This window comes from Paraferrimonas sedimenticola (assembly GCF_002282855.1).
Lineage (GTDB): Bacteria > Pseudomonadota > Gammaproteobacteria > Enterobacterales > Shewanellaceae > Paraferrimonas > Paraferrimonas sedimenticola.
Genome location: NZ_NRIR01000003.1, coordinates 284,430 through 304,904 on the forward strand (window position 1 = coordinate 284,430; position 20,475 = coordinate 304,904).

Below are 20,475 nucleotides of genomic sequence, written 5' to 3' on the forward strand. Positions count from 1 at the left end.
GGAGCTTGTTGTGGCGCATAGAACAATAAAAGGGGTGATTCAATACACCTCGAAAAAGCCAGAGCGCATGGACCAAGAGCGCGGTCGCGAATTTTTCACGCTGACCACGCAGGCGGATGGGGTGCAGGTACTGCACGCCCATTGCGAAATTGACGACGCACCAAATGTGATTCGCGATGTGGTGTTGTCGATGAACCCTGATGCTAGCCCAATCGATTGCCACGTGCGCTTAAGTGTTGGCGATCGCTACGAAGGCAGCGGTTGGATGCGATTTGGCAAAGACAGCGTGGAATGCGAAACCCATAATCAAAGGGACGGTCGCATCACTCAGCGCATTGAAACGCCAAATCCAATTCGCTGGTTGCAGGCACACCCAATTGTTGGGGATGGCCTGCTGATGAAGTTGTACGACATTGCCAAGGGGCCAGGTAAAACCTTCTTTGACGATTTGATGCTGACCTCGCCGGATCACCGTGGTGCCACAGGCCCGCTGTTGTTTAAAACCGGTTTTGGCATTCGCTACGTAGGTATTGAAGAGGTGACGGTAAAAGCCGGCACCTTTAAAGCGCGCCACTTTCAGGTGGTGGATACTGCAGGCAACTTGCCAGAGGAGCATCCTCCATACGATGTATGGCTGACTGCCGATGAGGATTATTTGCTGTTAAAAGCCGGTGTGGGTGGCTATATGCAAACTCATTACGAGCTTATCGACTATCAAATTATTGAAGGAGGTCTTTTATGAGTCAGGCCAAACCATTGCCGTCTTGGCACAATCTAGAAAAGCACACTGTGTTTGCCGATGGCGACCACGACCAAGCCGCGCGCTTGAACTTTCTGACCCATTTAAACGTGCACCTAGGTGGTCGAGTACTGCCCGGTGTGAAGACCGCCTACGAAACTGAAGTGCTGCCTGAGTTTAAAGCCAAAAACGGTCGCGAGCCGCAGGACAGACACGAAGTGCGCCATGCCATGATGGATAATGGCTTCTTTCAAATGTGGAGCGCACTGCGTCGCAACACCATGGAAATGCGCCATCAAGCGGGTCGCGAGCAAGTACTTGAGCAAATTGACGAAATAGTCAACAAGGTCAACGGCCTAAACGAAGGTGCAGACACACTTCAGCTCGATGACTCTGTGACTATCCCAGACAATGTCTCAGCGGTTGATATTCATTGTCAGCCCGGCTGTTACTACCAAGAGTTGTTTGAAGACGATGTTACCGTTGCAGCCAGTTACGACTTGGGCTTGTTTGTCAGTACCGCGGGCTTGCTCGGTGCGCTAAACGACGGTGGCGGCCAAGCCGTGGCCACTTGGTTGAAAGAAAACCAGCCTGACTTTAAACCAAAGCGCATTTTGGACATAGGTTGCACCATCGGCCACAACGCTGTGCCTTTGGCTCAAGCTTTCCCTGATGCGGAAGTGATTGCCATCGATGTGGCTCGACCAAGTTTGCGCTACGGTCACGCTCGCGCTAAAGCGCTTGGCGTGAACAACATTCACTTCGTCCAAGCCAACGCCGAAGACTTGTCTCGCTTTGAAGATGAGAGCTTTGATTTGATCACCACCGCCATGTTCTGGCACGAGTCAAGCCACGCAGCGCTGCCTAAGAAAATGGCCAGCATTTCTCGCTTGCTGAAACCCGGTGGTTTGACGCTTCACCTTGAGCAGCCTCAGTACCAAGGCATGTCGGTATACGAGCAGTTCGCTCGTGACTGGGATACTTACTTCAATAACGAACCATACTGGGGACCAATGCACGAGTTGGACTTGGCCAGCGCGTTGAACAACGCCGGCTTAGACGGTAGCGCCATGTTTGAAATTGGTGTGGTTTCTAAAGTAGACGAAAAGATCTTTGGTGCCCGCAAGGCAGGAGACGCTGGAGAAGACTTTGGTCGAGCACCAGTGTGGAACGCCTTTGGCGTATGGAAAGCGGCGTAAGGAAGTGGCCATGAAAGACTTAGACAAAATTGCATTAGCAGCGCAAAAAGCCAAGGGTGAGCGCCCATACTTTTTGCAAGACAAACAAACCGAGCAGGTGATGTCGATTGCCATGTCACTGGCGATGGAATTAAGCGTGACTCGTGAGCGTCTGGCGACCATGGAAGCCTTGTTGGTAGAAAACGGCGTGATCAGCCAAGGGCAAATCGATGCCTATCAGCCAAGTAAGGATGAGGCGGACAAGCGCAGCCTAGATACGCAAGCGTATCTGGCGCGTGTACTGCGTATTCTGTCGCAAGACGTGGAGCAGATGACGGCCAATGATATGAGCGCGGAAGCAGCACAGGAGCTACTCACGCGCTAAAACTTTCTCCCATGTGGGAATTAGTAGTGCAAAAAACAGGCTTGGGGCTGTTAATACTACGCAGGGAAGCATTATTGCTTCCCTTTTTTTTGCTTGCGATTTAATGGCTGTAGCGGCGTCGCCACAGCATCAGAGCGGTTAGGCTCAGTAGCCAACCCCAAGCGCCGCCACCGCCGCCAGAAGAGCCAGATTGTTGCTGTTGTTGCACCTGATTAACCACCAAGGTCACTTCAGCGGTCGCGCTATCTACAGTGCCATCGTTAGCCGTTACATCGTAGACATAGGTACCAGCATCGCTAGGCGTGACCGTTACCTGCTCGGTAGTGGCACTAATAGCCAAGCTCGGCCCGCTCACTTGCGACCAACTGAAAGTCAGCGCGTCGTTATCCACATCGGTGGCATTGGCGTTCAATGTCGCGCTTTGACCTTGATTAACTGTGGCTCCAGTAGGCGACAAGGTCGGAACGTCATTGATGTTGTTGACGGTCACATTGACCCAGGCGGGTATGCCGGTATTGCCTTGCTCATCCTCGCTGGTATAGCTGAACCTATCAGTGCCGAAGAAATCCTGGTTGGGTTGATAGGTGATAGTGTTATCACTGTTAAGCGTCGCGCTACCGTTGGCCGGTTGCTCGGCAATAGCCACATTGCCTAACGCGCCCTCTGGCATAATCATTACCAAACCTTGCGCCATCGCAGACTGGCCACCACTGCTAGCATTGGCTTTAGCCACTTTAGTGTCACCATCACTGTCATTGCTCAGGACATCGATACTAGCACTGACTTCTTCGTCTGTGACCAGAGTATCGTCGCTACCCGAGTTGAATTCGGTGACACGCACTTGGTAATCAATGGTCACTGATCCGCCGGGTATCGCGGTGAGCGCTAGCAGGTCGTTAGCCGCCACCGCTGCACCTGCGCCTTGATAGCGATAGCTAGTACCGGCAGTGCCGCTTTTGTCTTCAGCGCCAATGGTTAAATCAGCAGGAAGGTTGGGTACTGCGAAGTAGTTGAGAGTAACCTCTTCTACATCACCTAAGCGGAACCACACAGAAAAGCTGTATTGATCACCCGAGGCATCATTCCAAAGCTGAGCGTCGTTCCACTCAATTGCCAACCAACTGGTGCTACCGTCTTCGGTAGATACCACTGCGGCTGTGATGCTACCGCCACCCGTGTCGTCTGGAGCGTCACCAGCTAGGTCAAAATCGGACCAGAATGGCGCGACGACATTGTTGGGCGCGCTGGCCTCAGGCAATTGCTGATTGGCAAAAGTGCCAGTGGTATCGCCACCACCGACAACCACTAAGCCGTTGTCTGATACGGTTATCGCTGAATAGCTCTCGCCCATGTAACGAAATTCCGGCAGGTCAGAGAAAGTAAAGGAAGTTTCATCACATCCGCCGCTGCATGGGAATGGCGAGGAAAAGCCCCCGGCCAAGAGGTTCGGATAAGTCCCAGTGAATTTAGTAAGTTCAACTACCGGCAGATCCAAATTACCAGTCCATTGCACCGCGCCCTGAGTTTCGTTGACGCTTGTCTCTGTGGTTTGGCCGCGGGTCACATTAATTTGCACATCCGCGCTCGAGGTAAATTCGGTGCCTTGTGGAATAGCCACCGAGAACTCAACCGGCCCATCGAAGCGCTGGTTGTTTAGGTAGTTGCCGATGGCTATTGGAGTGCTTGCGGTGTTATCAGCGCTAAGCACTTCCACGCCAATTAGACTGGAGTCGGTGGATTGCGCCGCTTTGACAGCCATTGGCAGACTGGCGTTTGGTAAACCTTGACTGCTGCTAAGATTCACTCGACCAAACACCCAAGTGTCATCGCTAGCCAGACTGGTATCTAGGGTCACGGTAAATTGGGCTGAACCGCCTGCATCCAGTGTCAAAGACTGAGGTTCAATACGCACCGAACCGTCGCTAACACTGGCGCTTAAATTCCAGCTCGAGCTTTGAGCGCCCTTGTTGAACACAGTACGGGTGAAGCTACACTCGCCGACACAAATCGGCGCAGCCATCGATGCTTTGTCAAAAGTGAGCACGGTCGCTGCCGCTGCAGCTAAATCAAGCCGTCCAGCACCCATGTCAAAAGGCGTTGCTGGGCTATCTCCGTCATCATTCTTAATGCCATTAAACTGTGCGCTAGTCATCAAGGCTGTTTTGATGTCATTGGCACTCCAGTCTGGGTGCAGCTGGCGCATCAGCGCTGCAGCGCCGGCGACATGTGGGCTGGCCATACTGGTACCTGTGTACTGAGCGTACTCAACGCCATCGTCATCCGGCGACACCGCTGACAGAATCTGACTGCCTGGGGCTGCAATATCTGGCTTGAGGATAGCGGCATCACCATTAGGCCCTCGAGAGCTTGATACCGCAATTAAATCGCTAAACTCTTGCTCGATGACTCGCGACACGGAAACGTCCACGCTGACGTTGCCTCGGCCTTCAGATAACCCGGCGATGACTGCCTCACCGGCAGCGCGACTGATCATTACCGAGGGTAGAGTGGCTGCGCCCATGAACATGCTAAAAGGTGCGGAGCCGACATTGTTGTGAACCAGCATGGCGCTAGCACCGGCCGCTTGCACATTGTTGGCTTTTTCTTCAAAGGTACAACCGCCGCGTGAAACCAACGCTATGGTGTCGGTAAAGGTATCGGCAGTGAAGGCTGCACAGGCGGTTGCATTGTCAGGCGCAATCGCTTGTGCGGCGAGTAAACTCCCATTCAGATCGGCGCTCAATTGAGTATTAGATGCTTGAAGCGCGACATACTCTTGCCCATTAGCTGTAATGCTATTACCAAATAGGCGACCTGTGGTGCTATTTGCCACAGTGATACCCGATTCAACACAACCCGGGCAGCCGATAGTTTGCGGCGCATTACCACTGTTCCCCGCCGATGAAACCACCACTATGCCAGCGGCTTCGGCGGCTTCAAACATACTGCGATAAGGGCTGAAGGCAGGGTCTAAACCCGCGCTGCCACCCCATGAGTTATTGATGACATCCGCACCGTCGTTGATGGCATCTTCCAGGGCTTGCATCAACATGATATTAGTTCCCACGCCTTGACCGCAGTCAGTGCCTTGAAACAGGGCCTTGTACACCATTAAATAGGCTTTCGGCGCGACACCAGAGAGGCTTACCGGCACGCCGGCAAAGGTAATGTCTACCGGGTTACCAACGGCAGTGCCAGCCACATGGGAGCCATGACCTCCATAGCCGAGCGGACTTGAGTATTCGAATTCACAGGTGGCAAAGCCCGGCTCGTACCAGCGGGCAACAATCAATTTGTCGTTACAAAAGCTCGCATCCACGCTCGAGCAGTAATCATCGTCTGGCATATTCTCGGTTGGACGAGAAAAGCCATCACCAGAAAACATGGGATTCTCTGGACGAATACCGCCGTCGATTATCGCTACTCGTATACCGTCACCGGCGTTGTCTATGCCTTCAACCGCATCCCAAATCGCCGGGCTGTTGATCACTTGGTGCGATGCGTCCATTTGCTCGTAATACAGGCGCTCGGGGTAGACCGCCTTAACGCCCTCGATTGCGGCTAGCGCTTTTGGATCGAGCTTGCTGTTGGCGACCACCATGCCGTTGAACAGGCTGGAAAAACGAGACTCCACTTTTGAGCCAGGTATGCGATTAGACAAGCGTTGTTCAAACGCCAATTGCTCCTGTTGCAAGCGTGCAGCGTAGTTGCCTGCTGAGGCTTGGGTAGTGCTTTGCAGCATCATGGGAGCAGATTCTAGCTCGACGATAAATCGCGTAGGGCCTTGCTCGCGAACCACCACAGATGGTTTGTGATGTTGCTCAAATTTAGTGATCTCTGGAGTACCGCTACTGACGTAGCTGGCGTGCAAAGATTGGGCGAAAAACAGTGATATGAGACTGGCGGAAAGCTTTACTGTCACAGGAAAATCCTTCTGTTTAGCAATCCATTGCGTGCAGCTTTGATATGAGGTTGCTTCTGTCTACGACCAAAAAACAGGATTAGTTTTATATAACAGTTATTTCGGATTTTGCTAAATTTTGAGCGCAGACTTTAACCAAGACCGTTAAAGGTCTTGGTTTATCTCATCCAATGACAAATTAAAGCTGGGAACGAAGTGTTCGCGGAAATAGGCGACGGCTGGGTCTGGGTTGGCGTTGAGGGAGGATTCCAGTCGTGACTTGGCCAGTTTAAATTCTTGATTGCCTGAACTGAGTTCTTCGAGGCACTTTAAATAGGCACAAAGGGTGTCGGCGCTTTTAACTAAGGCTTTGTCAGCTTCTTGCATTTGGCTGCTGTCGATAAGCTCGGCGTAGTCGTCCTGAAAATCCTCGGGCACCATCTGTAACAGCTTGTTCTCGGCAATCGCCTCGATTTTCTTGTACTCGGTTTCAATCTCTTTGTTGAAATACTTAACGGGTGTGGGTAAATCACCGGTGAGGATCTCAGAGGCGTCGTGGAAAATTGCCATAGTGGCCAGTTTAAACGGGTCAAACTGGCCTTCGTAAAAACGGTTGTGGATCAGAGCGAGGGCGTGGGCCACCATAGCCACTTGCAGGCTGTGCTCTTGCACGTTTTCTGGCTTGAGATTGTGCATCAAAGGCCAGCGCATAATTAACTTCATTCGCGCAAGATGGGCAAAAAAGTGGCTCACAAGACCTCCTATTGTTGTTTGTAGACTTTGCCGCCTTTCATCACAAAAGGTACGTCCATTAGGGTGCTAATGTCCTCAAGTGGCGACGTGCTTAATGCGATCAGGTCAGCGTGCTTGCCTTTCTCTAGGGTACCTAGCGAGTCACTCATGTCGATAAGGTCTGCCGCGCTGACTGTCGCAGACACCAAAATCTGCATCGGTGTCATGCCGGCTTGCTCCATTAGCACAGCTTCGCGAGCGTTGGTGCCGTGTTTGCCAACTCCTGAGTCGGTGCCAAAGGCAATCTTAACGCCAGCCTTGTGCACTCTTTCGAAGTTCTTCAGCATGTCGCCGCCGACTTTAATGGCTTTGGCCTTGATGGCTGGGCTCATTACGTCAGACTCTTTAGCCATTATAGTTACGGTCTCACCAGCGAGCAGGGTAGGAACCAAGTAAGCGCCGGTCTTCTTAAACAGTTTGATGGCCTGAGGACCGGTGTAACTGCCGTGTTCAATGGAATCTACGCCAGCTTCAAGAGCAGCGATAATGCCGTCTTCATGGTGGGCATGTGAGGCCACTTTGCGGCCCATGCGCTTGGCGGCAATCACCACTTCTTTAAGCTCATCGGCTTCCATTTGCTGACCTGTGCCTGTGGCGCGGTCGGTCAGTACACCGCCGGTTGAGGTGATTTTAATTAGGTCGGCGCCGTACTTGATATTATTGCGAGTCGCACGACGACAATCAAAAGGGCCGTCGCACACGTTTTCTGAGGTCATCATTTCCATCAGCTGAGGTTTAACCCCACTGACATCGGCGTGACCACCGGTAATGCCAACACGACCCGCAGCCAGAATGCGTGGACCATCAACCCAACCATTGTTGATTGAATCGCGCAGGGCGTACATTTCTTGCGGTGATGAGCCCAAATCGCGCACCGTGGTAAAACCGGCCATCAGCGTCGTCATGGCGTGCTTTTGCGAAAGCATTTGCACCAGTTGAGAGGACATGCGCAGCGCTTCGGAGTCGTTTTTGGGCCCGAGCTCACCTTGCAGGTGAACGTGCATATCCATCAAACCTGGCATAACAAACTTGTCTTTGAGATCGATAACCGTGACATTGTCGCCAAGACTCGCCGCATCGATGTAACCTGCAGTCACCTGAGTGATGCGGCCATCATCGACAACAATGGATTGTTGTGAGAGGGGCTGTTGTCCCGGGACCGCCAGCAGTTCGCCGGCGTGAATTAAGGTTTTAGCGATGGCGCCAGAGCTAAGGCTAGCGCCCATCAGCGCCAAAGCGCAAAGGGTTCGTTTCATTGTGACTCCTGTCGAGAAAAGCTTCCTTAACCGAAACAACTATTGGCGATAATGGCTCAGGAACTGTTCGAATTTTTCTATGCTTTTTATCAGGTCTTCGCGGTGCGGCAAGAACACCAGCCGCACGTGATCTGGCTCAGGCCAGTTAAACCCGGTCCCGTGCACCAACAGAATCTTTTGCTGTTGAAGCAAGTCCAACACCAAGCGTTCATCGTCGATCAGGTTAAACTTTCGCGCATCTAGCTTAGGAAAACAATAGAGGGCGCCTTTTGGCTGTACCACGCTCACCCCATCGATGGCGTTGAGCGCATCGACCGCCGCATCTCGTTGTCGAGTTAGGCGACCGTTGGGCAGCACTAGTTCGTTAATCGATTGATAGCCACCTAATGCGGTCTGAATCGCGTGTTGGCAGGGAACATTGCCGCACAAACGCATGCTCGCCAGCATTTCTAACCCTTCGATATAGCCAGCAGCGCTGCCTAGGTTACCGCTGAGCATCATCCAGCCCACGCGAAAACCGGCGGCGCGATAGGCCTTAGACAAACCGTTAAAGGTGACGGTGAGAATGTCGTCCGATAGCTTGGCGGCGGGTACAAACTTGGCGTCGTCATAAATGATCTTGTCGTAAATCTCGTCGCTAAACAGCACTAAGTTGTGCTCACGGCAAAGCTGGATAACCTCTTCAATTAAGGATTGAGAGTAGACTGCACCGGTTGGGTTATTTGGATTGATCAGCAAAATGCCTCGAGTGCGCGGGGTGATTTTGGCGCGCATGTCGTCTAGGTCGGGATACCAGTCCGCTTGCTCGTCACAGCGATAGTGCACCGCATTACCACCGGCGAGGTGAGTTGCCGCTGTCCACAACGGATAGTCGGGTGCCGGTATCAACATCTCATCGCCGTTGTTTAACAGCCCCTGCATGGCCATCACAATCAACTCTGAAACACCATTACCTATGTAAATGTCTTCCACATCCACATCGAAAATACCTTGAGCTTGGTAATGCTGTACAACCGCTTTGCGCGCAGAGAACAAGCCTTTGGCCTCACAGTAGCCTTGCGATTGCGGGATGTTGGCGATAACGTCGCGGATCACTTCTTCTGGCGCGTCAAAACCAAACGGGGCAGGGTTGCCGATGTTGAGTTTCATGACACGATGACCTTCGTCTTCCAAACGCTTAGCCTCTTTGGCTACCGGGCCTCGAATTTCATAACAGACCGAGTCGAGTTTGGTGGACTTGAAAATAGGGTGCATAGGGATTCCAGAGTTAATGACCACTGGGCGCAGGGCGCCAATAACAATGTTTCAGATTAACAAAAAAAGCGACCCTAAGGTCGCTTTTTTTCTAAGATTTTGCTCAAGCTTTAGCCTTCGAGTTCGGCCAAGCACATCTCTTCGTGAATTTGCTTACACCAAGTGTCAACGCGCTCGTCGGTCAGCTCAGGCTGACGGTCTTCGTCGATGCCCAGACCGATGAAGTGCTTGTCGTCTACCAGTGCTTTAGAAGCTTCAAATTCGTAGCCTTCGGTTGGCCAGTGACCGATGATGATGCCGCCTTTGTCGGTAACAATATCGCCTACCATGCCCATCGCGTCCAAGAAGTACTCTGCGTAGTCTTCCTGATCGCCACAACCAAAGATAGCCACTAGCTTGTCGGTGAAATCAATGTCTTCAAGCTCGGGGAAAAAATCGTCCCAATCGCACTGAGCTTCACCGTAGTACCAAGTTGGAATGCCGAACAACAATAGGTCGAATTCAGCGATTTCCTCTTTGGAGCTCTTGGCGATGTCTTTTACGTCGACCATTTGCTTGCCAAGACGCTTTTGAATCATTTTTGCGACCGCTTCGGTATTTCCTGTGTCGCTACCGAAAAACAGACCAACTGTTGCCATGGATAACCCTTACTCTTGTGTATCGGTTTCAGCGAGGGCCAAACAAGCCTCTTGCTCGCTAAGAAGTTCTTTAATAAGAATCGATTCGATTAATTGACTGCGGCTGATATTACTCGCCAGTGCCGCATTGTTCAAGGCGTCCAACAGTGGTTGTGAGACCTTGACCTCAATACGTTTCAGACCGTTAGCGCGATCACGCAGTATCTGATTGCGCTTGTTCACTTTTAGTTGTTGCGAGCGCGATAACGGATTGGTGCGAGGGCGACCTCGCTTTGGCACGTCGTCAAACAGATCGATCGTAGTTCTGTCGTGGGATTCCTTTGCCATGGTTAACCTAGACCACTGCCTTCCCAAGACATTTGAATAATTCCCTTAGCAATAAAGCCTGCACAACCTAAAAACAGTACGGTCCATACGACATAGCGGCCAAATTTCGGCACATTGCCTTGATTCAGTACGTCTCGAATGGCCATGCCAATGAAAAAGAAAATGCCGGCAAACAGCAGATTCAGGCCAATGGTTTCTAGGTTTTGTAAGTTCTGTGCAAGCATGAATGTCTTTCCTGACGAGCTAAGAGGCGCGACTATATCACAGACGGCTAAGGCCAGTCATGGCTTAGCTGGTCTAAAAAGTCGCCAACCAATTTATTAAAGGCGGCGGGCTTTTCGGCATGAAGCCAATGTCCGGTACCGTTAATGATTTTGGCTTTGGCATTGGGGAATTGCTTTAGAATACTGCCTTGATGCTCGGCGGTAATGTAATCCGAGTCAGCGCCCTTGATAAACAGCGCAGGGCCAGAGTAGGGCGCATCGCCCATTTGCCAGCCAATGATGTGGTGATAGTGCTTGCGCAGCGCCGCTAAGTTTAATCGCCATTGAAAGCCTTGCTCGGCGCGTGCCAGGTTCTTAAGTAAGAAAGCGGACGTGCCAGAATCGATGCCGGCTTTTAGTAGGTGGTCCATCGCTTGTTGACGATTGTCGATGGCTTGCAGGTCCATACTGAGCATAGCGTCAAAGATGTTGTCGTGATGATGCTCATAGGCCACTGGGGCAATATCGGCCGCAACCACAGCACGAATGCGCTGTGGCGCTTGAATGGCGGTACTGAGAGCAATCTTTCCACCCATGGAGTGGCCAACGAGGGCCACTTGGGGCAAGTCCAGCCAGTCCATTAACTTGATCAAGTCTTGCGCCAGCTCTTGATAGCTCATGCCATCAACCCAAGGACTTTGACCATGATTGCGCACGTCCACACTGATGACCTGATAACGACCCGCCAGTGATTGGGCCAAATTGCGCAAGTTTTGGCTATTGCCAAACAAGCCGTGAATAAGAATGAGCGGGTGGCCTTTGCCGATTCGTTGATAATGCATAGCGAGTTCGATAATTTTTTGCTGGCAGATTGTGCCTAGCCCGAGATAAATTGACAAGCCTTGTAGTCGCACACCATTCGGCTATGTATAATTCTCAGCGACCGATTTGTCGCCATTGAAGCCGTCAGTGGCACCACATTGATAAGGGACAGGATATCAATGAAATATATAGAAGTTGATGAACAATTATATCGTTACATCGCCAGCTGCACCAAAACTATCGGGGAAAGCGCCTCTGACATTCTTCGCCGCGAACTTGGCTTGCCTGAGTTGACTCCTGAAGTGGCGGAACAACCGGAAACCATTAGCCAGCCAAGTCTGGACAGTGACATCGCGGTTGAAGCGCACCCAGAAGTAGAAGTGGCAGCTGAGGAAGTTGTCGAAGAAACCACCGAAGCAACAATTGAAGAGGTGGCTCCGACTAACAGCCAATCCTTTAAGCTGTTGTTGGACGATTCAAACCTTGAGCACATGAAAGGTGCGGTTGGGCGATTCATCTATCTATTGCAGCAAGCGCATCAAAACAGCCCTAGTGCGTTTGAAAAAGTACTACAAGTGCAGGGCCGCGGCCGACTGTATTTTGCCACCAGCAAGGAAGAGCTGCTTAAGGCCAGTGCCACGGCTAATCCAAAGCAAATCGGTGAAAGCCAATATTGGGTGACCAGTAACAACAACACTGCTCGTAAGCGCGCAATTTTGACCGATGCTTTGACTCAGTTAGGTTGCGACTCGACACTAGCCCAGGACATTGCTAAGCAAATTTAATCCGATGAAGGACGCTTAAATGCCTCTACATGCCCGCGCTGGCCAGCCAGCGCAGCCGAATGACCTTATCGACGTTGTCGGTCTGATCAGCGACTATTTTCAGTTAATCCCCCATCCGGACAAGCCGGGCCAAGCAGTCAGCTTTGGTACCTCAGGCCACCGGGGTTCCGCCAGTAAGCTGAGCTTTAACGAGTGCCACATTTTGGCGATTGCTCAGGCGGTGGTGGATTATCGTCAGAAGGCTGGGATAACGGGGCCCATGTACGTCGGTATTGATACCCACGCCTTATCGCGTCCTGCGTATCAAAGCGTGTTGCAGGTGTTAACCGCCAACCAGCTTGAAGTCATAGTACAAGCGCACAATGGCTATACCCCGACCCCTGTGGTCTCTCAGGCGATTGTGGCACACAACCGAGCCAATCAGGCGCAAGCGGATGGGCTTATTATTACGCCGTCACACAACCCGCCTGCAGACGGTGGCATTAAGTACAACCCGCCGCACGGTGGGCCGGCCGATACCGACATTACCAAGCAAATCGAAACTGATGCCAATGCATACATTGCCGCGGGTCTGCAGGGCGTAAAGCGCAGTAATAGTCAACTGGCACACGCCAGCGGCTTAATCGTCGAGCAAGACTTGCAGGGGCAGTACATCGCCGCGCTTGAGCAGGTGATTGACTTGAAAGCCATTGCCAAAGCTGGCGTGCGTTTAATCGCCGACCCACTAGGTGGCTCTGGGGTGGCCTATTGGGATGAAATTGCTGAGCGCTTTGGCCTACAGCTAACCACGGTCAACACTCAAGTTGACCCTCAATTTGGCTTTATGAGCCTGGATAAAGACGGCAAGGTGCGCATGGACTGCTCATCGCCGTATGCCATGGCCAGTTTGCTCAACCAAACTCAAGAATACGACATTGCCATTGGCAATGACCCAGACTTCGATCGCCACGGCATCGTGTGTCAGGGCGATGGTTTGATGAATCCAAACCACTTCTTGGCGGTTTGTATCGACTATTTAGCGGATCACCGCCCACACTGGGGTCGCGAGATTGCCATTGGCAAAACCCTAGTCTCCAGCGCCATGATAGACCGCGTTTGCGCTTACCACGGCTTGGAGCTAACCGAGACTCCAGTAGGCTTTAAGTGGTTCGTTGAAGGCTTAAGCCAAGGCACGGTTGGTTTTTGTGGCGAAGAGAGCGCCGGAGCCTGCTTGCTGACTCGCCAAGGCGACACTTGGTGTACCGACAAAGACGGTATTGTGCTTGGTTTGCTCGCCGCAGAAATCTTAGCGGTCACCGGACAAACGCCGGCGCAGCGCTATCGCGAACTTGAGCGCAAGCACGGTCGTGCCTTTTATCAGCGCAACGACGCGCCGATTAAACCAAAAGCCAAAAAAGCCTTGTTAGCGATGCAAGCGCAAGACATCAAGGCTAGTGAACTGGCCGGTGAGCCTATCTCGGCGGTAATGACCGAAGCGCCGGGCAATGGTGCGGCAATTGGCGGTGTCAAAGTCTGTACTCAAAACGCCTGGTTTGCCGCGCGTCCTTCCGGCACAGAACCACTTTACAAGCTATACGCCGAGAGTTTTGTCAGTGAAGCGCACTTGGCCGAAGTCATTGCTGATGCCGAGAAGATTTTGGCAGAGGCCATTAAAGGCTGAGCGAAAAGCTTTGATACATCATAGGGACCCGGGCGGGTCCCTTTTTTATGGTTAGATTGGCTTAAGAGTAATTGAGTTTTACCAAGCGAATGAGCTCTTGTAATACTGGGCCTATCACCTTGTCTTTACGCCACACCATGCATTGACCCAGTTGGGTTTCGCTAACGCTGTGATCCACCGGCAAGTGAATCAGCTTGTCTACTGCCGCTCGCTTTTGCAAAGCCCCATGATTCAATCTCACCCAACCAACGCCATTGCTGGCAAACCAGATGGCGTTAGTGATTGAGTTCACCGACAGCGCATTGGTGGATAAGCGCCCTGGTTTGCGCAGGCTAGCGTCAGCGGCGTCAATGACCACTTCACGATACTTGGCCAAGTCACTAGCGGTGACAACGGGCAACTTAGCAAGAGGATGTTCCTTGGCACAGCAAATGTGTTGTGGGACTGTGGGTAGTGAGAGGTAGTGGTAGCGGTCGATGTCTTTGGCGGTATGTCCTATCAAGGCGCAGTCGTAGATATCGTTTTCCAAACCGGATAGGGCATCATGGCTACTGTCCTCGTATATGGATAGCTTCAACTCGGGAAATTTTTTGAGCAACTCCTGATAAACTGCGAAGTCGTTGTACTGCTCGCCGTAATCAACAACGTCGGTAACCGCCATGCGCAGCTGTGTTTCTTGCTGGCGATTATGGGCTTTGGCAATTAATACAAAAGCCTCGCAACGGCGCAAAATGAACTCGGCCTCCTCTAATAGCACCTCGCCAATTGGGGTGAGCTCTACTGAACGACTGGTACGGTTAAATAGAGAGACGTTTAAGTCTATCTCTAAGTTCATCACCAAGTTACTGATTGCCGATTGAGCTTTGCCCAACTGGCGGCCAGCCGCTGAAAATGACCCAGTCTTGGCCACAGTGACAAAGGCATTAAGTTGATTAAAATTGACGTTTTCCAAGCGCTCATTGTTTCCTTGTTGGACATCAAAGGACTGCTTCTAGTGTCGTTAGCAGACGGCAAAGCTGCAAGTAGAAATCTGGATGATGAATTTTGTCGGGTTGGAAAAGAAAACACCCGCTTGCGGGGTAGTTCGCAAGCGGGTGATTGAGTCGCCTAAGTGCGAGAAGGCTTGTCGTCTGGGGATGACGGCTTCGCGCATTTGGCAAAGGTGTTGTTGTTAGCTCTCTCACGAGAGAACTTATACAACTTTTGTTTTACCGAATTGGAAAACATGGAAACCTTGGCGGGGCGCTCCGCTGAGGCTTGCAAGCTGTTAGTCTCATTGGCGTTAGCCGCGTTTACACCTGATAGCATCGCGCCTACGCTGAGGATCACAACGAGTAGTTTTCGCATAGTTTTGATGCCCTTCAACTTGGTTGATCAAATTGGAGCGAGAATTCTAAGTCTTTCTGAGATTGATTCAAGTTAGCTGCGATAACTAAAGCAGATAGATAGAATTTGGTTAGGAAACGTACGAGACTATTAACCAAGCGATTAGCAATCTGTGACACCGTTCGTTGAACCGAGATAGAGCCTTGGCTATGCTGCAATGCTGCGCGTTTTTTGCCGCACTAGCTGTATTGCAGCTCTCATCTGAAAAAGGCAAAACCTAACATGAGATTTCCAAGCTCTCTTCCAAAAACGCACCAAAGCGTCCTTCAAGATATTCTCTCTTTCTTTAGCCAAGATGCTCGTGTCATCGGTATTGGCGCTAGTGGCTCTTATGCTAGCAACAGCATGGATAACTACAGCGATCTGGATTTAGTGATTGCGGTAGAAAATGACACATTTGATAGTGTGATGGCACAACGGTTTGAACTGCTAAAACAAATTCCTGGCTACGTTTCAGGTTTCACCGGGGAGCACGTTGGCGAGCCAAGATTAATCGTCAGTATCTTTGAGCCGAACGTGATTCACGTGGACTTTAAGTTTGTAGCGATTAGCGATGCCGCCCAGCGCGTGGATGATACGCAAGTACTATGGCAGCGAGATAATCGTTTGTCTGACGCATACGCTGACTCTGATTATCACTACCCTCAACCGGATCCTCAGTGGATTGAAGATAGGTTTTGGATCTGGGTGCATTATGGTGCCACCAAGATTGCTAGGGGAGAGGCATTCGAAGCGCTAGAGTTCTTATCTTTCCTGCGTCAGCAGGTGTTGTCGCCATTGGCGCTTCAGCAGGCCGGTTTGACTCCCTCTGGCGTGCGGACCATTCAACAGCGGTTACCTGAGTTTGCTCGGTCGCTGGAAGATACAGTTGCGACTTTAGAGCGCGACAGCCTAGTGCGAGCCTTTAAGGCAGCGATAGATGTGTATTTGTCGATTAGAGACGAGAGCGAATTAATCCTCAACCCGAAAGCTCAGCAGTTGTGCTTGGAATACTTTTACCAAGAATTAGAAAGATAGTATGAAAATGGCGCCAATTGGCGCCGTTCAACTCTAGTTAGAAATCTCCAAAACTGATGTGGCAAGAGGGTAGTTCGTTCTTGGCCAGATAGCTTTGGTGGTACTCCTCGGCTTCATAAAACTCCGACGCTTCACTGATTTCAGTAACTATCGGCTTTTGTCCCCATTTGCCGGATTCTTGCAGCGCCTGTTTAACTTCAGTGGCGACTGATTGCTCGTCGCTGCTTTGAAAGAAGATGGCGCTGCGATATTGGCTACCTTCGTCTTCGCCCTGGCGGTTTAAGGTGGTCGGGTTGTGGTTGGCAAAAAAGGCGTGCACCAACTCGCGGTAACTCACTTGAGCCGGGTCATAGGTCACTTCAACCACTTCCGCATGGCCGGTGTTACCGGTTTTCACCTCTGGGTAGCTTGGGTTTTCGAGCTCACCGCCCATGTATCCGCATACCGCGTCTTTAACACCATTAATCTCTCTGAAGAAGTGCTCGACTCCCCAGAAACACCCGGCACCAAATGTGGCTTTTGCAAATACTGAACTCATGACAACTCCTAACCTTTTACGCTATCTTTTTTATCTTTCTAGATGTTTAGACGTCCAAACGTCTGGATGGATTATTGCCTTAGAGTGGAAATAATTGCAACCCTTAGATCGCCTTTTTGAGGAATTTTTGTAAAATGAGCGCGGTCGCCCGTGGCGAAAGCAAGCGCAGAAGGAGATTGAGCGTTTGGCGACATCGACTCCAACCCATAATAAAAACAGGGGGTTATAAGTTGTTATCACGTGATCTGGATTTTTTAGGCTGGACCCTCAAGCAAGCCAAATCCAAAGATTATTCAGAATCAAAAACCGAAATGGCTAAGGGCTGGCAAGCGCTAAACCCAAAGCTTGAGGTTAAATTGGTGGGCATAGGGATCATTGAGTTCCGCCCAACCCAGGCCAGTGCCAAAGACATAGTTTTGTCTTGTGGCGTTCACGGCAACGAAACCGCACCGATCGAGATTTGCAACGATCTGGTCAATCAGATTCTTGCGGGCACGCTCGAATGCCAGCACAGGCTACAGGTACAGTTTGCTAACCTAGACGCCATGCTTATTGGCGAGCGTTTTGTTGAAGAGAATCTTAACCGTCTATTTAGCGGTGCTCATAAAGGTAAAACCCACAAAGAAGCCGAGCGCGCTCGAGAGCTAGAACTGGCGACCCGTGACTTTTTTGAAGCTATGCCCTTTGAGTGGGAAAGCGGCGAGCGTCAGCGCTGTCACTACGACTTGCATACTGCCATTCGCGACTCTGCCCACCCTAGATTTGCGATTTATCCATTCCGTCACGGGCGGCCATACCGTCGCAGCCAATTGGCGTTTTTGAACGACTGCGGTGTCGACACCATATTACTTAGCGAACAGCCAACCACCACTTACAGCTATTACTCATCCCATCAATTTGAGGCGGATGCTTTTACGGTGGAGTTGGGTAAGGTACGTCCCTTTGGCGAGAACGACCACAGTCAATTCGCGATGGCTCGTGAAACCTTAACCGCTTTGGTGAGCCAAAGTGATATCGAGTGGCAAGCCGATGCGTGGAAGGGCATGAATCTGTATCAGATTCATCAGGTTATCAATAAGGGCCATGAGGACTTTCGTTTGGCCTTTGACGATGACACCGCCAACTTTAGCGCCTACGCTCAAGGCGAACCGTTGGCCTTTGAAAACGGACAAGCCGTCCCTGTGTTGGCCAAGGAAGAGCGCATCGTTTTCCCTAACGCCAAAGTGCCCGTGGGGCAGCGCGCCTTGTTGACCGTGGTGGCGGCAGATATTAGCGAACGCCTGACCGATTAAAACAGACGATTGTAAACTGTACGTTACACTTAGCGACGTACATTTGCGCCGAGGGAGTTAGCGCTGGTTTGCCCACAGGTGGAACCACAGTTACCCTAAGTCCCTTGGTGGAATACAGGAAAAATAAAAGAGATAAGTATGAGCCTGAATAACGGTAGCTCGCCGGTGGTACATCGCGTGAGCTTTATTGAGAAGGACGCCCTAAGCATCCCTCAACTGAAAGTTCTGCAGGCAGACGGCACCGTCTACGACGACGCTGTATTGCCTAACATTGATCAAGAGTTGGCACGCAAGATTTACGATACTTGCGTGTACGTTCGCGTCTTGGATGAGCGCATGATTGCCGCTCAGCGCCAGGGACGAGTGAGCTTTTACATGACGTGTATCGGCGAAGAAGCCGCGGTAATTGGCAGTGCCGCAGCCCTTGACGACAAAGACGTCATTCTAGCCCAATATCGTGAGCACGCGGCGATTCGCTATCGCGGCTTTAGCACCGAGCAGTTTATGAACCAGCTGTTCTCAAACGCTAAAGACCTAGGCAAAGGCCGTCAGATGCCCATTCATTACGGTAGTGCTGAACTGCATTATCAAACCATCTCTAGCCCACTGGGTACTCAGATCCCACAAGCCACGGGTGTGGCTTACAGCCAGAAGATGGCGAAATCAGAGCTGGCCACCATTTGTTACTTCGGCGAAGGTGCCGCATCAGAAGGTGACTTCCACGCCGGTCTGAATATGGCTGCAGTACTGAAAGTACCTGCCATTTTCTTCTGCCGTAACAATGGCTATGCGATTTCTACGCCAACCGAAGAGCAGTTCGCCGGTGACGGCATTGCCTCACGCGGTGTGGGTTACGGCATTCGCACCATTCGCGTCGACGGCAACGATATGCTGGCCGTGCTAGCAGCCACCCAACAGGCCCGTGCTTTTGCGGTTGAGAACAACCAGCCGGTGTTGATTGAAGCCATGAGCTATCGCTTGGGCGCTCACTCTACCTCGGATGACCCATCGGGTTACCGTTCCAAGGAAGAAGAAGCCAAGTGGCGTGAGCACGACCCTGTGGCGCGCTTTAAGCTGTGGTTGCTCAACAAGGGCTGGATCACCGAAGAAGAGTCGGAAGCCATGTATGACAAGTACCGCGAAGAAGTACTGGCTCAACTAAAAGTTTCTGAGAAAGTGCCTGCGCCGGATCTCGAAGAGATCATTGAAGACGTATACGACTCACCAACGCCGGACTTGCAGCTACAACTGCAAGAACTGAAAGCGCATATCAAGAAGTATCCGCAGCACTATCCAAAAACGGCGAAAGGAGTTAGCTAAGTGGCTCAGATGAACATGCTACAGGCGATCAACCAAGCGCTGGTTATCGCTATGGAACAAGACGAAACCGCTTTGGTTTTTGGTGAAGACGTAGGCCACTTTGGTGGTGTTTTCCGCGCAACCTCAGGCTTGCAAGAAGCCTTTGGCAAGGACCGCTGTTTTAATACGCCGCTGACCGAGCAGGGCATTTTGGGCTTTGCCAACGGTCTGGCATCGAACGGTTTTACCCCGATTGCCGAGATTCAGTTCGCCGATTATATCTTCCCGGCGTTTGACCAAATCGTGAATGAGTCGGCCAAGTTCCGCTATCGCAGCGGCAACGAGTTCAACGTTGGCGGTTTGACCATTCGTACCCCGTACGGCGGCGGTATTGCTGGTGGTCACTACCACAGCCAATCACCAGAAGCCTACTTTACCCAGACTCCCGGCATCAAAGTGGTAATCCCGCGCGACCCATACCAAGCCAAAGGTCTGCTGTTGGCGTCGATTCGCGATGACAACCCTGTGTTGTTCATGGAGCCAAAGCGCTTGTATCGCGCCTCGGTGGGCGAAGTGCCAGAGGGCGATTACACCATTGAGCTTGGCAAAGCCGAAGTGGTTCAAACCGGCTCGGACATCACTTTGTTGGGTTGGGGCGCGCAGATGGAGATCATCCAAAAAGCCGCTGATATGGCCAAAGAGCAGGGCATTAGCTGCGAAGTGGTTGACTTGCGTACCTTGTCGCCATGGGACGTGCCAACGGTTGCTGAGTCAGTGAAGAAAACTGGCCGCTTGCTGGTGTCTCACGAAGCCCCACTAACCGGTGGCTTTGCTGGCGAGATTGCCGCGCGTATTCAGCAAGAGTGTTTCTTGTATCTCGAGTCTCCAATTGCCCGTGTTTGCGGCATGGATACTCCATACCCGCTAATTCACGAAAAAGAGTACATGGCGGACGAATACAAGATTTTCGAGGCGATTGTTGCCTCTGTGAACTTCTAAGGGC

Annotated in this window: 20 protein-coding genes; 9 read left to right on the plus strand and 11 right to left on the minus strand. The window is 51.5% G+C overall.

All coding sequences use genetic code 11. The features are described 5' to 3' along the window. The first annotated feature begins 10 nt into the window (after nt 1-10). From CLC93_RS07215 to CLC93_RS07225, 3 genes are read left to right on the plus strand one after another with little or no spacing between them, the layout of a single operon-like run. A complete protein-coding gene (locus tag CLC93_RS07215; RefSeq protein ID WP_095505299.1) occupies nt 11-742 on the plus strand; it encodes a DUF3108 domain-containing protein in 732 nt (243 codons plus the stop codon). Then, a complete protein-coding gene (locus tag CLC93_RS07220) occupies nt 739-1,938 on the plus strand; it encodes a class I SAM-dependent methyltransferase (RefSeq protein WP_095505300.1) in 1,200 nt (399 codons plus the stop codon). The genes CLC93_RS07215 and CLC93_RS07220 overlap by 4 nt, the downstream gene beginning before the upstream one ends. A gap of 10 nt (nt 1,939-1,948) precedes the next feature. Further along, nucleotides 1,949-2,302 (plus strand): hypothetical protein, encoded by a 354-nt coding sequence (locus tag CLC93_RS07225; protein WP_095505301.1) that lies wholly within the window; start codon nt 1,949-1,951, stop codon nt 2,300-2,302. 100 nt (nt 2,303-2,402) lie between these two features. Here the strand turns inward: CLC93_RS07225 and CLC93_RS17900 are convergent, their stop codons facing one another. The 8 genes from CLC93_RS17900 to CLC93_RS07265 all read right to left on the minus strand — a co-directional run bounded on the left by CLC93_RS17900 (nt 2,403) and on the right by CLC93_RS07265 (nt 11,515). Then, nucleotides 2,403-6,224, minus strand: coding sequence for a S8 family serine peptidase (locus CLC93_RS17900; RefSeq protein ID WP_095505302.1), 3,822 nt, complete (start codon nt 6,222-6,224; stop codon nt 2,403-2,405). A gap of 144 nt (nt 6,225-6,368) precedes the next feature. Then, nucleotides 6,369-6,956: a 5'-deoxynucleotidase gene (gene yfbR / locus CLC93_RS07235; protein WP_095505303.1), complete on the minus strand. Its 588-nt coding sequence runs from the start codon at nt 6,954-6,956 to the stop codon at nt 6,369-6,371. Between the two features lie 8 nt (nt 6,957-6,964). Further along, nucleotides 6,965-8,251, minus strand: a complete 1,287-nt coding sequence (locus CLC93_RS07240) for a metal-dependent hydrolase family protein (protein WP_095505304.1) — start codon at nt 8,249-8,251, stop codon at nt 6,965-6,967. Nucleotides 8,252-8,290: 39 nt separating this feature from the next. Continuing rightward, nucleotides 8,291-9,505: a pyridoxal phosphate-dependent aminotransferase gene (locus CLC93_RS07245; protein ID WP_095505305.1), complete on the minus strand. Its 1,215-nt coding sequence runs from the start codon at nt 9,503-9,505 to the stop codon at nt 8,291-8,293. 110 nt (nt 9,506-9,615) lie between these two features. Continuing rightward, nucleotides 9,616-10,143 carry a flavodoxin FldA gene (gene fldA / locus CLC93_RS07250; RefSeq protein WP_095505306.1) on the minus strand — a complete coding sequence of 176 codons (528 nt, stop codon included), beginning with the start codon at nt 10,141-10,143 and terminating at the stop codon, nt 9,616-9,618. Between the two features lie 9 nt (nt 10,144-10,152). Beyond that, nucleotides 10,153-10,470: a LexA regulated protein gene (gene ybfE, locus CLC93_RS07255; RefSeq protein ID WP_095505307.1), complete on the minus strand. Its 318-nt coding sequence runs from the start codon at nt 10,468-10,470 to the stop codon at nt 10,153-10,155. Between the two features lie 2 nt (nt 10,471-10,472). Further along, complete coding sequence (locus CLC93_RS07260; RefSeq protein WP_095505308.1) at nt 10,473-10,694, minus strand: DUF2788 domain-containing protein; 222 nt, start codon at nt 10,692-10,694, stop codon at nt 10,473-10,475. A gap of 47 nt (nt 10,695-10,741) precedes the next feature. Further along, complete coding sequence (locus CLC93_RS07265) at nt 10,742-11,515, minus strand: alpha/beta fold hydrolase (protein WP_095505444.1); 774 nt, start codon at nt 11,513-11,515, stop codon at nt 10,742-10,744. A 159-nt stretch (nt 11,516-11,674) separates the two neighbouring features. On the opposite strand from CLC93_RS07265, the gene seqA reads away from it, so the two are divergent. Together seqA and pgm are read left to right on the plus strand one after the other, a co-directional pair. Then, a complete protein-coding gene (seqA, locus tag CLC93_RS07270; RefSeq protein WP_095505309.1) occupies nt 11,675-12,280 on the plus strand; it encodes a replication initiation negative regulator SeqA in 606 nt (201 codons plus the stop codon). 19 nt (nt 12,281-12,299) lie between these two features. Continuing rightward, nucleotides 12,300-13,940 carry a phosphoglucomutase (alpha-D-glucose-1,6-bisphosphate-dependent) gene (gene pgm, locus CLC93_RS07275; RefSeq protein ID WP_095505310.1) on the plus strand — a complete coding sequence of 547 codons (1,641 nt, stop codon included), beginning with the start codon at nt 12,300-12,302 and terminating at the stop codon, nt 13,938-13,940. A gap of 61 nt (nt 13,941-14,001) precedes the next feature. Here the strand turns inward: pgm and CLC93_RS07280 are convergent, their stop codons facing one another. Beyond that, on the minus strand, nt 14,002-14,892 hold the full coding sequence (locus CLC93_RS07280) for a LysR family transcriptional regulator (protein ID WP_095505311.1): 891 nt from the start codon (nt 14,890-14,892) through the stop codon (nt 14,002-14,004). A 155-nt stretch (nt 14,893-15,047) separates the two neighbouring features. After that, nucleotides 15,048-15,287, minus strand: a complete 240-nt coding sequence (locus tag CLC93_RS07285) for a hypothetical protein (RefSeq protein ID WP_095505312.1) — start codon at nt 15,285-15,287, stop codon at nt 15,048-15,050. A 261-nt stretch (nt 15,288-15,548) separates the two neighbouring features. On the opposite strand from CLC93_RS07285, the gene CLC93_RS07290 reads away from it, so the two are divergent. Next, a complete protein-coding gene (locus tag CLC93_RS07290; protein WP_095505313.1) occupies nt 15,549-16,343 on the plus strand; it encodes an aminoglycoside 6-adenylyltransferase in 795 nt (264 codons plus the stop codon). Nucleotides 16,344-16,380: 37 nt separating this feature from the next. On the opposite strand, the gene msrA is transcribed toward CLC93_RS07290, so the two are convergent. Beyond that, nucleotides 16,381-16,881: a peptide-methionine (S)-S-oxide reductase MsrA gene (msrA, locus tag CLC93_RS07295; RefSeq protein ID WP_095505314.1), complete on the minus strand. Its 501-nt coding sequence runs from the start codon at nt 16,879-16,881 to the stop codon at nt 16,381-16,383. A 230-nt stretch (nt 16,882-17,111) separates the two neighbouring features. On the opposite strand from msrA, the gene astE reads away from it, so the two are divergent. The 3 genes from astE (at nt 17,112) to CLC93_RS07310 (ending at nt 20,471) form a co-directional block, all read left to right on the plus strand. Further along, nucleotides 17,112-18,173 carry a succinylglutamate desuccinylase gene (gene astE / locus CLC93_RS07300; RefSeq protein ID WP_169902878.1) on the plus strand — a complete coding sequence of 354 codons (1,062 nt, stop codon included), beginning with the start codon at nt 17,112-17,114 and terminating at the stop codon, nt 18,171-18,173. A gap of 138 nt (nt 18,174-18,311) precedes the next feature. Then, nucleotides 18,312-19,493, plus strand: coding sequence for a thiamine pyrophosphate-dependent dehydrogenase E1 component subunit alpha (locus tag CLC93_RS07305; protein WP_095505316.1), 1,182 nt, complete (start codon nt 18,312-18,314; stop codon nt 19,491-19,493). Then, entirely contained in the window at nt 19,494-20,471 is a 978-nt protein-coding gene (locus tag CLC93_RS07310) for an alpha-ketoacid dehydrogenase subunit beta (RefSeq protein ID WP_095505317.1), read from the plus strand. Nucleotides 20,472-20,475: the final 4 nt, after the last annotated feature.

Bases quoted from the DNA above. Each gene is read 5' to 3' on its own strand.
- CLC93_RS07220 (WP_095505300.1), top strand. From the start codon at position 739: ATGAGTCAGGCCAAACCATTGCCGTCTTGGCACAATCTAGAAAAGCAC.
- CLC93_RS07225 (WP_095505301.1), top strand. From the start codon at position 1,949: ATGAAAGACTTAGACAAAATTGCATTAGCAGCGCAAAAAGCCAAGGGT.
- CLC93_RS07240 (WP_095505304.1), bottom strand. From the start codon at position 8,251: ATGAAACGAACCCTTTGCGCTTTGGCGCTGATGGGCGCTAGCCTTAGC.
- CLC93_RS07245 (WP_095505305.1), bottom strand. From the start codon at position 9,505: ATGCACCCTATTTTCAAGTCCACCAAACTCGACTCGGTCTGTTATGAA.
- fldA (WP_095505306.1), bottom strand. From the start codon at position 10,143: ATGGCAACAGTTGGTCTGTTTTTCGGTAGCGACACAGGAAATACCGAA.
- ybfE (WP_095505307.1), bottom strand. From the start codon at position 10,470: ATGGCAAAGGAATCCCACGACAGAACTACGATCGATCTGTTTGACGAC.
- CLC93_RS07260 (WP_095505308.1), bottom strand. From the start codon at position 10,694: ATGCTTGCACAGAACTTACAAAACCTAGAAACCATTGGCCTGAATCTG.
- CLC93_RS07265 (WP_095505444.1), bottom strand. From the start codon at position 11,515: ATGCATTATCAACGAATCGGCAAAGGCCACCCGCTCATTCTTATTCAC.
- seqA (WP_095505309.1), top strand. From the start codon at position 11,675: ATGAAATATATAGAAGTTGATGAACAATTATATCGTTACATCGCCAGC.
- pgm (WP_095505310.1), top strand. From the start codon at position 12,300: ATGCCTCTACATGCCCGCGCTGGCCAGCCAGCGCAGCCGAATGACCTT.
- CLC93_RS07285 (WP_095505312.1), bottom strand. From the start codon at position 15,287: ATGCGAAAACTACTCGTTGTGATCCTCAGCGTAGGCGCGATGCTATCA.
- CLC93_RS07290 (WP_095505313.1), top strand. From the start codon at position 15,549: ATGAGATTTCCAAGCTCTCTTCCAAAAACGCACCAAAGCGTCCTTCAA.
- msrA (WP_095505314.1), bottom strand. From the start codon at position 16,881: ATGAGTTCAGTATTTGCAAAAGCCACATTTGGTGCCGGGTGTTTCTGG.
- CLC93_RS07305 (WP_095505316.1), top strand. From the start codon at position 18,312: ATGAGCCTGAATAACGGTAGCTCGCCGGTGGTACATCGCGTGAGCTTT.